Below are 14,513 nucleotides of genomic sequence, written 5' to 3'. Positions count from 1 at the left end.
CTGGGTACTCATTGATCCGAAACGCCGAGTAGGGCAGTAAGTGCACAACTTTGCGTGGGGCCCCGGTACGGTAGCGGCGCCGGTTGTCGCCGTAGCACTGGACAACGATCAGGATCGGTCCCCCGAGACGGGAGATTTCGGGCACAATCGAGATGCTGAGCATGGGTAACGTCCTTGTGGCGGAGGCACCGCAGACAGGTCTTTTTCAGGTACGGTGGTCTTGTTACTGGAGTGACAAGAGTGAAGAGTGGGCGACATGGATGTCTGGGGATCCCGCCGCTTTCGCGTCCGGGGCGCTATGGCACTCGCGGGGGTGGCGGCGCTCGCGATCGCGATGGGATCGTGCGGTGTAAGTGAGGGTAAGAACGAGGCGGAGGCTGTCGTCGAGCGCTTCACCGAACTGCTCGACAAGCAGGACTACACCAAGGCTTCCGAGCTCACGTCGTACCCGTCGGCGGCTTCGGCAACGCTGAAGCAAATGTTTGCTGGGCTGCAGCCGGGCAAGGTGGATTACAAGAAGACCCAATTCATCGGCCTCGACTCCGAAGCGGCGATCTTCAGCATGGACGCCGCCTGGACCTTCGGCGACCGCAAAAACTGGAACTACAGCCTGCAGGGCAATGTCCGCAAGCTCGCCATCGGCTGGCGCATCTCCTGGGATCCGGCCGTCGTGATGCCCCAGCTCGACCACAATCGCACCGTGCGCCTGGTGCGCACCGAGCCGTCCCCGGCGCCGAAGGTCAACGACATCGCGGGACAGCCGCTGATGACCGAGCAGATCATCAACGTGATCAAACTCGACCCCGCGAAGATGCCCGACCCGGTCGGCTCGACCAACGCACTGGCCAAGGCCATCGAGCCGGTCGCACCGCTGATCACCGGACCCTCGCTGATGCAGCAGGTGGCGACCTCGCAGGGCAAGCCGGTGGTCGCGGTGAACCTGCGCGAGCCCGACTTCGCCATTCTGGAGAAGGACATGGCGCCGATCCCCGGCGTGGTGATGGAGAAGCAGCCGCGGCTCATCTCCGCCGACCGCCGGGTCTGGTCGCCCATGCTCGACGCCTTGCGCAAGGTGCAGCAGGAAAGCCAGGAGCAGCACTCCGGCTGGGGTGTGCAGGTTTTCGAACAGGACGGTCGCTTCGTCGGCCAGCTCGCCGGTGTGCAGGGCCCGCCGGGCCCGGACATCGCGGGCACCATGGACCAGCGCCTGCAGCGCGCCGCCGAGGACGCGGTCGTCAGCTCCGCCACCCCGGCCGCGATCGTGGCGATCCAGCCTTCCAGCGGCGCGGTGGTCGCCGTCGCGCAGAACTCGCAGGCCAGCGAGCACGGCCCGGTGGCTTTCACCGGGCTCTATCCGGTCGGCGGCAATATCGAGCTGTTCCGCAATATCGCGGCCGTCACCAAAGGCAAGGCCCCGCAAGAGATTCCGGTGCAGGAGGCGGCCGAGGCGGCAACGGCGCTCGGCGTCGGCATCGACTTCAAGGTGCCCGGACTCGACGAGGTGACCGGACGACTGGCCGTCGCGGGCCGCAGCGCCGAGCAGGTCCGCCAGGGCGGCGGCTCGGACGCCGTGCTGGCCAGCCCGTTCGGCATGGCGATCGCCGCGGCTGCGATCGCGCGCGGCGAGGTGCCGCGGCCGATGATCGAGGTGGCCCGGCCGAGCACCACCGACGCGCAGCTCGCGCCGCTGTCCAGGGAGGTCACCGACCGGCTGCACAGCATGCTGCGCGACTCGACCAACGCCCCCGAGTTCGCGAGCCTGCGAATGTACCGCGATGTCAACGGGTTCAGCGCGACCGCGGGACGGGACGGCTGGCTGATCGCGATCATGGGCGACCTGGCCTTCGCCATCCACATCAACGACGTGGACAGCGGGGACGCCACCGCGCGGATGGCGGTCCGGATGCTGCAGTCGCTGGCCGCGCCGGAGACTTAATTCAACGCGGTGATGGCCGCGCGCCAGCCGAGCAGGAACAACGCAAGCACCACACCCGCCACCAGGATGAAGCTGAACGCGGTGCCCTGACCGCTGACCACGCGCAGCAGCATGCCGCCGCCCAGGGTGCCGAGCCAGACCAGAATCCCGGTGGGCCACAAGGCGGTTCCGTCGAACCGGGCGTCGCGCCCTGCGTCACCGAACATCCGGCTCGCCGCGGCGACCGCCACGGTCCAGCCGATCGCCAGGCCGATGGCGAACGGCCACAGCGTGCGAAGTAGTCCGGTGAGCACGGCCTCGTCGTGACTACGCCTGCCGATCGCACAGAACAGGATCACCAGCAGCGCATCTACTACCAACGGCACCAGTTTCTTCACGCGGGCAAGCGTAGTTGGCCGGTCCTGGTCAAATGTGAAGCGCCTGCGGGGCTGCGTGTTTCCGGCTGGTGCCGGGTGTTTCCACCTCAGAACCGACGCTGGGAGAATTCCTTCTCGTACTCGGCGTCATCGTCCTGCGGGGTGCGGAACAGGAACAGGAACACAATCCAGCCGACGATCGCGACCAGGATGAAGCTCACCAACCGGTAGACGAACGCCGCCGCGACCGCCTGCGCGGCGGGCAGTCCGGCGGCCGCCGTGAGGCCGTAGATGAGTGTCGCGTCGACGTAGACGATCCCGCCGGGCGCGAACGGAATCGACCCGACCGCCTTGCCAACGGCGAACGCCAGCAGCAGCCCGGCCAGCCGGGGGTCCGCGCCGACGGCATAGCAGGCGGCGCCGAGACAGGCCACGTCGGCGAACCGGTGCACCAGCGCCCACAGCCCGACCAGGGAACCGTCGCGCTTGCCGAGATCCACCGACTCCAGCTGCGCCAGCACGTCGCCGACCTTGCCCGCGCCCTGGTCGGCCGGCCGCTTGCGCAGCCGATTGACCAGGCCGAGCGCCTTACGCAGCAGCGACTCCAGCGACCCTGGATTGCGCGAGACATAGTTGCCGACCCACACCACCGCGACCACCGCGGCCAGCGACAGGATCAGTTTGAACGGCCCGATGCTGCCGCCGGACAGGAACGTGCCACCCACCCCGAGCAAGGCGAGGCCCGCCGCGGCGACCACCCCCGAGAACACCAACTGCCAGGACGCGACGATCGGGCTCGCGCCGAACCGCCTGGTCTGGCGGTAGGTGAAGGCGGTGGAGAACACCTGGCCTGCGGGCAGTGTGACCGACATAGCGGTGGCGCCGTAGACGACCGCGACAGATTTACGCTGACTTACCTCGACACCCCCGGCGTGCAGCAGCTGTTTCTGCACCCGCCCGAATCCGCTCATCGACAAGGCCTGCAACCAAATACAGGCGGCGACCCACCCCCAGTGAATGTCGCTGAGTTTGCGCCACGATTCGTGCAGTCGCGGCCATAGATAGATGCCCTCGGCGATCAATAAGGCCAGCAGGGCGACCCCGAGCACCCATTTGACCCACCAGAATTTGCCACGGCGGCCATCGGTCGTGGGAGGCGGCGCAGGATCTCCTGCCGGTTCCCCATTGGCCGTCACCAGGTCAGCCTAACGAACGTGCTGTTTCGGCGTCGGTAGGTTTCGGCGCGTCGAGCTCTGCTTTGGGGTAGGCGAGCAGCGTTTTTCGGCGCCGCCCGCGCAGCTGTACCTCGTCGCCGGTTTCCCACTTGTCCTGCTCGCTTTCCTCGGCGAAATACAGCGCGCTGCCGGAGGCCAAGGTGCGGCCGGGCTGGTCTTTGGCGAGCTCGGTCAGCCGGGACGCCTCATTGACCGGATCGCCGATCACCGTGTATTCGAAACGATTCGCGGCCCCGATATTTCCGGCGACGGCCAATCCCGCCGAGACGCCGATACCGATGTCGAGGCCGGGCACTTCGCGCAGCACCGCGCGCAGCTCGCGGGCCGCGGCCAGCGCGGCGGTCGGCGCGTCCGGCCGGTCCAGCGGGGCGCCGAAGATGGCCAGCGCCGCGTCGCCGACGAACTTGTTCACAAAACCGTTGTGCCGGTCGATGACATCGACCACGATCCGGAAGAACTCGTTGAGCAGGCTCACCACCTCGGTCGGCGGGCGCTCGGCGGCGGTCGCGGTGGAGCCGACCATGTCGACGAACAGCACGGCGACGAACCGGGTCTCACCGCCGAGCTCGGTGCCGTAGTCGAGCGCGCGCTGGGCGACCTCCTCGCCGACGTGCTGACCGAACAGTTCCTGCAGCTGGCGGCGCTTGGCGGCCTCTTCCATCATCCGGTTGAAGCCGACCTGCAGCAGCCCGATCTCGCTGCCGTCGAACACCTCGACCTGGACGTCGCGCGCGCCCTCCTGCACCCGGTCGATGGCCTGGCTGAGCTGGCGCACCGGGTCGGAGATGCTGGAGCCGGTGAGCATGGACAGTGCCAGGGCCTGCAGGATCACCACGCCGCAGAGCAGCAGGATGGAGATGGCCAGCGACTGGGCGGAGAATTTCACGTCCGAGGAGATCTGCGTGATACACAGCAGCACGATGGCGATAGTGGGGGCGAAAGTGCCCATCCCCCAGGTCATTGCCATCCGAGTGCCGACGCCCGGGGTCAAGGTGTGGTCGAAGGTGCCTGCGGTCAATGCCGCGGCGGCGACCGGGCGAAGGATGCGTTCGCCGAGCATGTAGGTGAAGCCGAATACGATGGTCGCGGCCATACACAGGGTGACGATGACGGCGCCGGCCAGCTTGGGTTCTTCGGAGATGATCAGCAGGGCGAGGATCGCTCCGCCGATCAGCCACAACGCCAGGTGCAAGATGGCCTGCCGCAGCGGGGCGTGCAGCGCGGCCATCTGCTCTTGTCGGCTCGGTGGTCCGCCGCGCATCTGCCAGCGCATCACCGGGCGCAGCATCAGCGCGGACGCAACCATGCTCAGCAGGCCGCCGGTGACGAACACCAGGGCGGGCACGAGCAGACCGGTGCTCCTGGCACCGTCGGGCGCGCCCTCGGGGACCGGCAGCCCGTATTGGATGAAGGCCCACACCAGCACCGCACCGAAGGCATTGGCCAGCAGCATCGATGTCAGGTACAGCGGCCAGCGCGTTCGCATGGTCTGTTTGACCGCTTCCAAGGGCGCTGACACAACCAACAATCTAGCGTTTCGATCATGTGAGGTTCCCCGCGGCGCTGTCCGGCGGCCTGGCATTCGTCCGGCCCGGCGCACGCTGAGGACGGACAATGGGCCGCTGCGCTGGTTATGCTCGGCCAGGTGACGGACCCCAAGGCAAGCCCGAAGCGGAAAGCCGCCCTGACCCGGCCCGCCGCGGACTCGGTACACCCGATCGTGCGGGTGTCGGCGGAGTGGGGCTGGCGGTTGCTGGTCCTGTTCGCGGTGGTGCTTGCGTTCGCGGCGATCGTGCAGAAGCTGGCGACGGTGGTCATTCCGCTCGCCATCGCGTTGCTCGCGGCCGCGCTGCTGGCGCCGCTGGTGGACTGGCTGCAGCGGCTCGGGGTGCCGCGTTCGGTGGGTGTGTTCGTCGCATTGGTCGGGTCGCTCGGCCTGGTGGCGGGCGTGATGACCTTCGTCGTCGAGCAGTTCGTGGCCGGCGTGCCGCAGCTGTCGGACGAGTTCACCAACAGCATTCACAAGATCCAGGATTGGCTGATCACCGGGCCGCCGCATCTGAGCAACGATCAGATCCGCAATGTCGGCGACCAGATCATCAAGACGATCCAGTCCAATCAGGACCGGCTCACCAGCGGGGCGCTGACCACCGCGACGGTGATCGCCGAGCTGCTCACCGGCCTGTTCCTGACCCTGTTCATCCTCATCTTCTTCCTCTACGGCGGCGATCAGATCTGGCAGTTCGTCACCAAGCTCGTGCCGACCCCGCAGCGTGAGCGGGTGCGCACGGCCGGACAGCTCGGGTTCGGCACGCTGGTCGGGTTCGTGCGCGCCACCGTGGCCGTCGCGGCGGTGGATGCCATCGGCATCGGCACCGGGCTCGGCATTCTCGGTGTGCCGCTGGCACTTCCGCTGGCCTCGCTGGTGTTCATCGGCGCGTTCATCCCCATCATCGGCGCGTTCGTGGCCGGGTTCGTCGCGGTATTCATCGCGCTGGTGACCAAGGGGCTGATCACGTCGCTGATCGTGCTCGGCATCATCATCGCGGTGATGCAGCTGGAAGGACATGTGCTGCAACCATTGCTGCTCGGCCGGGCGGTCAGCATCCATCCGCTGGCGGTGGTGCTCGCCATCACCGCGGGCGTGGTGCTCGGCGGGATAGCGGGCGGTCTGCTCGCGGTGCCGCTGGTGGCGGTGATGAATACCGCTATCCGGTCGCTGCTTTCGGACAGTCCGGAGGAGATGTTCGGGGAACTACAGACCGGCGAGGACTTATACGACGCCGAACCGGACGAGCCAGAGCCTGGACGATTCGATGTGGCGGCGACCCTGGTGAAGGAAGAAGCGAAAGAATCCGGGATCGTCTATCCGGAACCCGATGAGCGCGCGCCGAAGGACTGAGTTCGATGGTGCGCCGAGGGGCTGAGCCGCACTCGTCCGACGTGGCGACGACCCCGCTGTGGCGGGCCGCGCAGGCGTTGCGGCTGGTGACGCTGCTCTACGCGGTGCTGCAGCAGTTCGCGTCGGCGCCCTACTACCAGAATCAGCGGTTGAGCTGGGTGCTCATCGCCTTGATGGCGGTCTGGTCCGGTGCGTCGGCGATCATGTTGTCGCAGTGGCGTTTTCCCGAGGTACGGCGGGTCCGCGTCTGGGTGGTGTTCGGTGACCACGTGGTGGTGATCGCGTTGATGGCCGCGACCCGTCTGGTCGCCGACTACGACTGGTACCACGGCCATCAGACGCTGCCGACCACGCTGTGGGCCACCAATGCGGTGATCGGCGCGGCGATCCTGCGCGGACCGTTCGCGGGGGTGCTGTCCGGTGCGCTGATCGCCTCGGTCGCGCTGACCGTGCGCGACCAGTGGGGGCAGGACGTGTGGACCGATGCGACGGTGCCGGTGCTCGTCTCGGTCGGCCTGGCGCTTGGTTTGGCGGCCAACACCGCCCGCCGCGCCCAGGACCAGCTCGAACGCGCGGTCCGGCTCACTGCGGCCACCGAAGAGCGGGAACGGCTTTCGCGTGAGGTGCACGACGGGGTGCTGCAGGTGCTCAGCTATATCAAGCGACGCGGCACCGAGATAGGTGGTCCCACCGAGGAATTGGCTCAGCGCGCCGCCGAACAGGAAGTGGCGCTGCGGGTTCTGATCACCGAAACGGCCGATCGGGGGGATTCCGGCGGCGCCGAGGTCGATCTGCGTCCGTTGCTGACCGTGCACGCGACGCCGTCGGTGTTCGTCTCGACGCCCGGCCATCCGGTGCTGGTCGGGCGGTGGGCCGGGACCGAGATCGCGGCGGCCGTCGCGACGGCGCTGTCCAACGTCGCGCTGCACGCCGGGCCCGAAGCGAAAGCCTATGTGCTGCTGGAAGACACAGGCGACGAGCTGGTGATCAGTGTGCGCGACGACGGGGTCGGCATCCCGCCGGGCCGGCTGGCCGAGGCGGAAGCCGAAGGGCGGCTCGGGGTTTCGCGGTCCATCGTGGGCCGGATCGGCGCACTGGGCGGGACCGCCGATCTGCTCACCGAGATCGACGGCGGGGTCGGCTTCGGCACCGAGTGGGAATTCCGGGTGCCGCGGACATGAGGTTCGACGAGACAGGAGGTGCGCCGTGACCGACGATGCTGCGGCCGAGGCGATTTCGGTGATGGTGGTGGACGACCACCCGATGTGGCGCGACGGCGTCTCCCGCGATCTCGCCGAGGCTGGCTTCGCGGTGGCCGCCACCGCGGACGGGGTCGGCACCGCGACCAGGCGGGCGGCGGCGGTGCGGCCCGCGGTGGTGCTGATGGACATGCAGTTGCCCGACGGGAACGGCGCGCAGGCCACCGCCGAGGTGCTGCGCGTCTCGCCGGACAGCCGGGTGCTCGTGCTCTCGGCCTCGGCCGAACGCGACGACGTGCTCGACGCGATCAAGGCTGGGGCCTCGGGCTACCTGGTGAAGAGTGCGTCGGTGGCGGAGCTGATCGAGGCCGTGCGCGCGACGGCGGCAGGCCAGCCGGTGTTCACACCTGGACTGGCGGGCCTGGTCCTCGGTGAATACCGGCGCATGGCCACCACCCCGGCCGAGCCCGACGAACCGCACCGCCCGGCCCTGACGGAGCGGGAGACCGAGGTGCTGCGGATGGTCGCGAAGGGCTTGTCCGCCAAGCAGATCGCGTCGCGGCTGGGCCTGAGCCATCGGACCGTGGAGAACCACGTCCAGGCGACGCTGCGCAAACTCCAGCTGGCCAATCGGGTCGAGCTGACCCGCTACGCGATCGAACAGGGTCTCGACGAGTAGAACGCGCTCGAAGTAGTACCCGGGCATCCGGGATTGCCCTGATACATGTCGGGGCTCGAATCGGTAATCTCGAATCATGGGCGGACCCGAATCGGTATCCAATGGCGTCGGCTCCGGAGACGCGATAGGCGACCGGGATCTACGCGTGTCCGACGCCGAGCGCGAGCACGTCGGTCAGCTGCTGCAGCGCGCCGTCGGGCTCGGCATGCTCTCGCTCGGCGAGTTCACCGAGCGGATGGACACGGCGCTGGCCGCCAAGACCCGCGGCGAACTGAACTCCGTGCTGATCGACCTGCCCGGCGTCCGGCTGGTCGGCCGGCCCAGCGCGCCACCGTCGACCTTCGTGAATACCGCCCCGTCGTTCGTCAAGCACCCGCCGGTACCGCCACCGCTGAGTGCGAACACCGTGCCGGGTGGCGTGATTCGGTCTCGCCTGTCCGGGGTGAGCAGGCGCGGTCCCTGGCATGTCGCGCCGTCGCTGCACCTCAACAGCTTGCTGTCCGGCGTGACGCTGGACTTCACCGAGGCGATCATGTCCACCCAGGTGGTGGAGCTGAACGTCGACGACTACTGCAGCTCGCTTACGCTGATCGTGCCCACCGAGGCCACCGTCGACCTCAACGAGGTCGACCTGATCGGGTCCAGCGTGAGCAACAAGGTCCGCACCGGACCCCCACTCGGCCCACTGCACCTGGTGGTGCGCGGCAGGGTCCGATTCGGCTCGGTCACAGCGAAGCACCCCTTCATGGCGCACTGGCGTCGCATGATGGGGCACTGACCGGATGCGCATCGGGGAACTGGCCAAGCGCACCGGTGTCAGCGAACGGTCGCTGCGCTACTACGAGGAACAACTGCTGCTGGCGTCCGAGCGCACGCCCGGCGGGCACCGGGAATACTCCGAGCGAGCGGTGGACCGGGTCATCCACATCCAGGAACTGTTCGCGGCCGGGCTGAACAGCAAGACCATCGGTCAGCTCCTGCCATGCATGCGCGATGCGGACGGTGGGCCGAACGAATCCGCGACCCCGGAGCTGGTCGCCCAGTTGACGATCCAACGGCAGCGGATCGACCGCACCATCGACGACCTCGTCCGCTCACGCGAGATCCTGGACGAGGTGATCGACCGCGCCGCAGCGCCATTCGCGGCAGGTTAGCTTCACCGTCGACCAGGTGGTGCCCCTGATGCGGCGGGAGAGGTTCGCATGCGCCGCGGGCGCCATTCATGGCAGGTCGGACTCGCCGTCGTCAGGTGTTGACGCCGATGCGGCGGGCGAAGGCGCGCAAGGGGACTCGACGGTCGTGGTCCAGCAGCTCGGAGACGATGTGGCGGGGCAGGGACTGGTATTTGAGCCAGTCGGGGCCGCCGACCCGTTCGGCGGTGAGCAGCGTGTCGAGTGCGCGCCGGTGCTGGCCGGTCCGGGTCAGGGCGACGGCGGTGTCGGTGAGATGGCGAGCGCGGCAGGCCTGCGGGAGCCCGCTGTTGGCGGGCATGGCCTTCGCGGCGGCCAATGCCTCGGAGTACCGCTCGGCGGAGACGTTGACGTCGACCGTCTGCATGACGACTTGGGAAGGGCCGAAATAGGTTTCGTAGTCGCGCCGGTCCGTGCCGATCCGCAGTGCGACCTCGTTCGCCGCCTCGACCAGTGACAATGCCTCTGGCACCGCCTGCGCTCGGCCCGCGGCGGTCGCGCCGAGCAGCACCAGCGAGCCGTACGCGGACAGGTGCGCCGGGGTGACCTCGCCGGTCGGCTCCAGCCCGGTCGCCGCCCGCAACGCCACCCGGCGCGATTCGTCGTAGCGGCCCTGCACGAGCAGCTGCCAGGCGACCGAGCCGCGGATGGTGCCCAGCAGCAGCGGGTCGTTGCCCGCCTCGGCCGCGGCGAGCGCGTGCCGGATAGCCAGGAACGCCGGATCGGTCTGGCCGAGGTGCACCAGGGTGCAGCCGGTGACCCAATACATCCGGGCCAGCAACTCATTGGCGACCGCGACCGAGCCGTTGCGCGCGGCGTGCACGGTGGCGCGCAACTGGGTGAGGCCCGACGGGAGGATCGAGGTGAGCAGTTCGTAGCGGCCCACCCAGTAGGCGCCCCAGGCGTAATCGACCGCGCGGCGGCCGTCGTCCAGGCTGATCGCCGCCTCGTCGTTCGTCTCACCGAGCAGGTCGTCGACCGGCGTCAATGCGCGCCGGATGGCGACGATGCCCGCATCGGGATCACTGGAAGGCACGCCCGCGCGTTTACCGATCAGGTCGGCGATGTCCACATCCAGCGCGCGAGCCAGTTTCTGCAGGCTGGCAATCGAGGCGGTCTGGCGGCCGCCCTGCTCGAGTTTGCGCACCAGGTCGACGCTGACCCCGGCCGTATCCGCGAGTTGGCGCTGGGTGAGCGCCTTGCCGCGGAACATTCGGATGCGCACGCCGATCGACGAATCGTCCATGTACCCAATTCCCTTTGTTACATCTGGGTTTCAGGGTACGACGCTAAGTCATCACAATCGACCGAAGTGGGACATTGCGTACGACTCGTTGACCGCTGGATGGAATACCGTTGCCTTTCTGCAACTTTGATAGCAAAGGGCGGCGACCATGAATATGTTCGAGCGCTGTCGGACTCCCCTCGAAATCGCACACGAACTCAGGAATCTGTACGGCCTCCCGGTCCAACTGCTGGCCGGCCGCCCGATGGTCACCACCGGCTCCGTCTTAGCCGCCATCGTGACGCCACCCGAGCTGGGCCGCAACATCCTGGCCACCCTCGACCGCACCCACCCCGCCCCCGTGATCGCCGACCCCGGCGCCCGCACCTGGACCTTCCTTGTCGCCCCGCCGACTCCCTCCCGCCCCGTCGAGATCCCGGTCCGCCGCCGCCTGGCCGCCCACCAGGTCACCATCGTCCCCGGCGGCCACCACGTCCCCCTCCCCACCACCGACTCCCCCCACGGCCGGCACTGGGCAGCCGAACCGCCCCCCGGCCCCCTCCACCTCCCCCCACGCACCACCGTCCTCACCGCCATCCACCAAATAACCACCCTCCAAACCACCACCTGACCCGGACACCTTTGTCGGCGGGGTCGGTCGGCGATACCAGTGCTCTGGCGGCTCGGCCTCGCCTGTGTCACTCAGTAGCACAAGGTGCTATCGGCGGTATAGCCTGGAGGTATGTCGCTTCAGCCCGAGATTACGCAGCGGGACCTGCGGAACAAGTCCAAGGAAATCATGGACGCCGTCGAGCACGGCAGGTCCTTCACCGTCACCCGAGACGGTCACCGGATCGGCGAATTGATCCCCTTGCGTCGCAAGCGGAGGTTCGTCAGCCGAGACGACTTCGCGGCAATGTCGCGGAATGCCCCAGATATTGATCTAGATGCGTTCCGGGCCGACCAGGACGCGGCCATCGAGATCGAGGCGAGTAGTCCGTATGACCGATGAGGTTCCCGACTTCGGACTGCTCGATACCAATATTTTGATCCTTCGTCGGCGCATCGAACCCTCGCTGCTTCCTGCGAGCATGGCTATCAGCGCCATCACGCTGGCGGAGTTGTCGTCGGGGCCGCATGAAGTGCGCCGTAACGACGAGCAGGCTGAGTATGACGAGCATGAGGAACGGGCACGACGGCTCGATGTCTTGCAGCGGGCTGAAAGTGAGTTCGATCCGATCCCGTTCGACGTTGAAGCTGCGCGAGTGTACGGACGTATCTCGGCAGCGGTCGTCGCCGCAGGGCGCAAGCCGCGAAGGCGCATCGCGGACCTGATGATTGCTTCCACAGCGGTGGTCGAAGATTTGCCGTTATTCACAACCAACCCAGACGACTATCGAGGTTTGGAGAAGCTCCTACAGGTCGTTCCGGTACCGCGACCGTAGGGGTAGGACCGCAGTTGCCGATCGGGATAGGTGCCGGTCGAAGTCGGGTAGATATCTGGTGGGTATCGGGGGTTTCTACTCATGTTCGTTGGTGGTGCGGGGATCAGCATTGGGGTATGACCACATCTATCGATCCGGCGCTGATTTCGCGCATCTCGGGGGAGTTTTCTGCGCTGGGGGCGCAGATGGGTGTGCTCGGGCGGGACCTGGAGTTGTTGCGGACTCAGGTTGTCGGGGGTTCGGCTGGGGCACAGCAAGTTTCGGCAGAGGGGGTGGCGGAGGCCGGTGCAGGGGACCAAGGTCTCGCGGCGCCGAAGTCGGCTGCGGGGGACCAGGGTCCTGCTGCGACGGGGCCGGGTGCTTCGGCGGGTGCCGGCGATCCGGCTGCTGCTCCGGGACCGGGTGCGCCGGGTTCGGCTGCGCCGACGGAGTCGACCTGGCCTATGCATCCGATCCCGCCCGGTGCGGTTCCGCCGGGCTCGATGGTGCCGCCGGCCTATGTGCCGCGGTTCGCTCCGGCTCCGGCCGGGGCGGTATCCGGCGGGGCGGGGCCGCAGGGCCGGATGATGCCGCCGAATGCTGCGGCGCAGGCTCAGCTGCCGGGAGCGTGGGGGCCGATGCCGCCGCGCGGGCCGGTACCGCCGATGGGCGCGCCGATGCCGCCGGGCATGCGGCCGCCGCCGCCGCGTAGCGGTCCGCGGGTTCCGCACACGCCATGGTGGCAGCGGGATGGGGTGATCAGTCGGCTGCTTGCGGTGGCGGGTGTCGCTGTCACGTTGATCGGCGTGGTGATGCTGTTGGTGCTGGCCGCGCAGGCGGGGTTCTTCGGGCCGGTGCCGAGGGTTGTTGCGGGCGCGGTGTTCTCGGTGGCGCTGGTGGCTGCGGGGATGCGGGTGTTCGGGCGGGTCGGTGGCCGGGTCGGCGGGATCGCGCTGGCGGCCACCGGTATTGCGGGCGCGTATCTGGATGTGGTGGCGGTGACGGCGATCTACCACTGGCTGCATCCGGTGATCGGGTTCGCGGTGGCGTTCGGTGTCGCTGCCGTCGGTGTGGCAGTGGCGATGCGGTGGCAGTCGCAGCCGTTGGCGGTGCTGGTGGTGGTCGGTGCGGCGGTGCTGTCACCGATCTTGACGACGGAACCGGCCTTGCTGGCGTTCCTGATCGTGTTGCAGTTCGCCTGTGTGCCGGTGCAATTGGTGCGGGACTGGCCGTATCTGCATGTGGTCCGCACACTGCCCGCGGCGCTGGCTACCTTCCTGTTCGTCGCGGGTGCGATTCTCGGCGGTCCGGCGGAAGGGGAGCGGCCGCTGCTGCTGCTCGCCGCCGTGGCGGTAGCGCTGGTGGGCTTGGTCGGGACCATCGTGGTGGTGCGTCGCAAGCCCACCGACCTCACCGCCTCGCTGATTTTCGCGGTGGCAACGGTGCCGATGCTGGTCGTGCCGGGAATGTACGAGGCCGAACGGCCTGTCGCGGCAACGATCGCGGGCGTCTTCGCGGCGGTACTCCTCGCCGTGGCAGCAACCACACTGGTTCCGAAAGTAGCTGCGGTGGCGAAGATTCCGGGTCATACCGCGCTGGTAGCCGCGGTAGCCGGATCGATCGCGTTGCTGGAGACGTGCGTCTCGGTGACCGATCCACGGACCCTGCCGACCGCATGGTTCCTGGTGGCGTTGGCCTTCCTCGGCTTGGCCGGGCAACGGCGTTCCGGTGTCACCGCCGGCATCGGCGCCGCCTTCGCGACACTGGGCGCTTTCGCCTTCCTTAACGCAGCCGGTCCGGAAATCCTTGCCTCCCAGCATCGTTCGGAAGCAAATCTGAGCATCTCGACGGTGATCGGTGCGGTACTCGCCCTCGCGGTGGTCGCCGTGGCTGTCTGGTGTGCCCGCAAACTGCCGGGCTTGCAGGGCACCGCTGAATTGCAGTGGATCGCCGCGAGCATCGCCGGGCTGTATTCGGTAACCGCCGCGACCGTCTCGATCGGCGTCGCGACCGGCGCGGACGACGGCTTCCTCATCGGCCACAGCGCCGCGACCATCCTGTGGATGGCCGCCGCCACCGCCGCGCTGTTCTATGGTCTGCGCAATATCGGCAAGGCCACCGCGGTCGCCAAACTCGCTCTCGGCTCCGGCTTGCTGGTCACCGCAGCGGCTTTGGCCAAACTGTTCCTGTTCGATCTGGCCACGCTCGACGGTCTGCTTCGCGTCGCCGCCTTCCTGGCGGTCGGCGTCCTGCTCCTCGTCGTGGGCACCAGGTATGCGCGCGCGTTCGCCGAGGCAGGTGCGAGCTCGCGCGAAACCGGAGAGGCGCCGACGCCCTGATCCGCGCCGGAGCCCGTCCGCCGCTGCG

14 protein-coding genes are annotated in these 14,513 nt (G+C 68.0%); 10 read left to right on the top strand and 4 right to left on the bottom strand.

Annotated features, from left to right (window positions below; all coding sequences use genetic code 11):
• Positions 1 to 256: 256 nt before the first annotated feature.
• Complete coding sequence (locus DMB37_RS19770) at positions 257 to 1,936, top strand: NTF2-like N-terminal transpeptidase domain-containing protein (RefSeq protein WP_240772461.1); 1,680 nt, start codon at positions 257 to 259, stop codon at positions 1,934 to 1,936.
• On the opposite strand, the gene DMB37_RS19765 is transcribed toward DMB37_RS19770, so the two are convergent.
• From DMB37_RS19765 to DMB37_RS19755, 3 genes are all read right to left on the bottom strand, one after another.
• Positions 1,933 to 2,313 (bottom strand): DUF3054 domain-containing protein, encoded by a 381-nt coding sequence (locus DMB37_RS19765; protein ID WP_135233990.1) that lies wholly within the window; start codon positions 2,311 to 2,313, stop codon positions 1,933 to 1,935. The genes DMB37_RS19770 and DMB37_RS19765 overlap by 4 nt on opposite strands.
• 86 nt (positions 2,314 to 2,399) lie before the next feature.
• Positions 2,400 to 3,488 (bottom strand): YbhN family protein, encoded by a 1,089-nt coding sequence (locus tag DMB37_RS19760; RefSeq protein ID WP_135233989.1) that lies wholly within the window; start codon positions 3,486 to 3,488, stop codon positions 2,400 to 2,402.
• A gap of 4 nt (positions 3,489 to 3,492) precedes the next feature.
• Entirely contained in the window at positions 3,493 to 5,013 is a 1,521-nt protein-coding gene (locus DMB37_RS19755) for an adenylate/guanylate cyclase domain-containing protein (RefSeq protein ID WP_206055356.1), read from the bottom strand.
• Positions 5,014 to 5,172: 159 nt separating this feature from the next.
• Between DMB37_RS19755 and DMB37_RS19750 the strand changes: the two genes are divergently transcribed.
• From DMB37_RS19750 to DMB37_RS19730, 5 genes are all read left to right on the top strand, one after another.
• The gene (locus DMB37_RS19750; protein ID WP_135233988.1) at positions 5,173 to 6,429 is read left to right on the top strand and encodes an AI-2E family transporter; all 1,257 of its coding nucleotides are present in this window, start codon (positions 5,173 to 5,175) and stop codon (positions 6,427 to 6,429) included.
• A gap of 5 nt (positions 6,430 to 6,434) precedes the next feature.
• Positions 6,435 to 7,610: a MacS family sensor histidine kinase gene (gene macS, locus DMB37_RS19745; RefSeq protein ID WP_135233987.1), complete on the top strand. Its 1,176-nt coding sequence runs from the start codon at positions 6,435 to 6,437 to the stop codon at positions 7,608 to 7,610.
• 61 nt (positions 7,611 to 7,671) lie between these two features.
• Positions 7,672 to 8,307: a response regulator transcription factor gene (locus tag DMB37_RS19740; protein ID WP_135237681.1), complete on the top strand. Its 636-nt coding sequence runs from the start codon at positions 7,672 to 7,674 to the stop codon at positions 8,305 to 8,307.
• A gap of 124 nt (positions 8,308 to 8,431) precedes the next feature.
• A complete protein-coding gene (locus DMB37_RS19735) occupies positions 8,432 to 9,085 on the top strand; it encodes a DUF1707 domain-containing protein (protein ID WP_135237680.1) in 654 nt (217 codons plus the stop codon).
• Positions 9,086 to 9,089: 4 nt separating this feature from the next.
• Entirely contained in the window at positions 9,090 to 9,461 is a 372-nt protein-coding gene (locus DMB37_RS19730) for a MerR family transcriptional regulator (RefSeq protein ID WP_135233986.1), read from the top strand.
• Positions 9,462 to 9,552: 91 nt separating this feature from the next.
• On the opposite strand, the gene DMB37_RS19725 is transcribed toward DMB37_RS19730, so the two are convergent.
• On the bottom strand, positions 9,553 to 10,743 hold the full coding sequence (locus DMB37_RS19725; protein WP_135233985.1) for a helix-turn-helix domain-containing protein: 1,191 nt from the start codon (positions 10,741 to 10,743) through the stop codon (positions 9,553 to 9,555).
• Between the two features lie 148 nt (positions 10,744 to 10,891).
• Between DMB37_RS19725 and DMB37_RS40595 the strand changes: the two genes are divergently transcribed.
• The 4 genes from DMB37_RS40595 to DMB37_RS19710 all read left to right on the top strand — a co-directional run bounded on the left by DMB37_RS40595 (position 10,892) and on the right by DMB37_RS19710 (position 14,485).
• Positions 10,892 to 11,353, top strand: coding sequence for a hypothetical protein (locus DMB37_RS40595; RefSeq protein WP_167768889.1), 462 nt, complete (start codon positions 10,892 to 10,894; stop codon positions 11,351 to 11,353).
• 111 nt (positions 11,354 to 11,464) lie between these two features.
• Entirely contained in the window at positions 11,465 to 11,734 is a 270-nt protein-coding gene (locus DMB37_RS19720) for a type II toxin-antitoxin system Phd/YefM family antitoxin (protein ID WP_135233984.1), read from the top strand.
• Positions 11,724 to 12,167: a type II toxin-antitoxin system VapC family toxin gene (locus tag DMB37_RS19715; protein WP_135233983.1), complete on the top strand. Its 444-nt coding sequence runs from the start codon at positions 11,724 to 11,726 to the stop codon at positions 12,165 to 12,167. Before DMB37_RS19720 ends, DMB37_RS19715 begins: the two co-directional genes overlap by 11 nt.
• A 116-nt stretch (positions 12,168 to 12,283) precedes the next feature.
• Entirely contained in the window at positions 12,284 to 14,485 is a 2,202-nt protein-coding gene (locus DMB37_RS19710) for a DUF2339 domain-containing protein (RefSeq protein ID WP_240772460.1), read from the top strand.
• The last annotated feature ends 28 nt before the right edge of the window (positions 14,486 to 14,513 follow it).

Origin of the sequence: Nocardia sp. CS682, assembly GCF_004634405.1 — a bacterium.
GTDB classification, from domain to species: Bacteria; Actinomycetota; Actinomycetes; order Mycobacteriales; family Mycobacteriaceae; genus Nocardia; species Nocardia ninae.
This window is presented reverse-complemented; position numbering and strand designations above follow the sequence as displayed.

Bases quoted from the DNA above. Each gene is read 5' to 3' on its own strand.
- DMB37_RS19770 (WP_240772461.1), top strand. From the start codon at position 257: ATGGATGTCTGGGGATCCCGCCGCTTTCGCGTCCGGGGCGCTATGGCA.
- DMB37_RS19755 (WP_206055356.1), bottom strand. From the start codon at position 5,013: ATGCGAACGCGCTGGCCGCTGTACCTGACATCGATGCTGCTGGCCAAT.
- macS (WP_135233987.1), top strand. From the start codon at position 6,435: ATGGTGCGCCGAGGGGCTGAGCCGCACTCGTCCGACGTGGCGACGACC.
- DMB37_RS19740 (WP_135237681.1), top strand. From the start codon at position 7,672: ATGGTGGTGGACGACCACCCGATGTGGCGCGACGGCGTCTCCCGCGAT.
- DMB37_RS19730 (WP_135233986.1), top strand. From the start codon at position 9,090: ATGCGCATCGGGGAACTGGCCAAGCGCACCGGTGTCAGCGAACGGTCG.
- DMB37_RS19725 (WP_135233985.1), bottom strand. From the start codon at position 10,743: ATGGACGATTCGTCGATCGGCGTGCGCATCCGAATGTTCCGCGGCAAG.
- DMB37_RS40595 (WP_167768889.1), top strand. From the start codon at position 10,892: ATGAATATGTTCGAGCGCTGTCGGACTCCCCTCGAAATCGCACACGAA.
- DMB37_RS19720 (WP_135233984.1), top strand. From the start codon at position 11,465: ATGTCGCTTCAGCCCGAGATTACGCAGCGGGACCTGCGGAACAAGTCC.
- DMB37_RS19715 (WP_135233983.1), top strand. From the start codon at position 11,724: ATGACCGATGAGGTTCCCGACTTCGGACTGCTCGATACCAATATTTTG.
- DMB37_RS19710 (WP_240772460.1), top strand. From the start codon at position 12,284: ATGACCACATCTATCGATCCGGCGCTGATTTCGCGCATCTCGGGGGAG.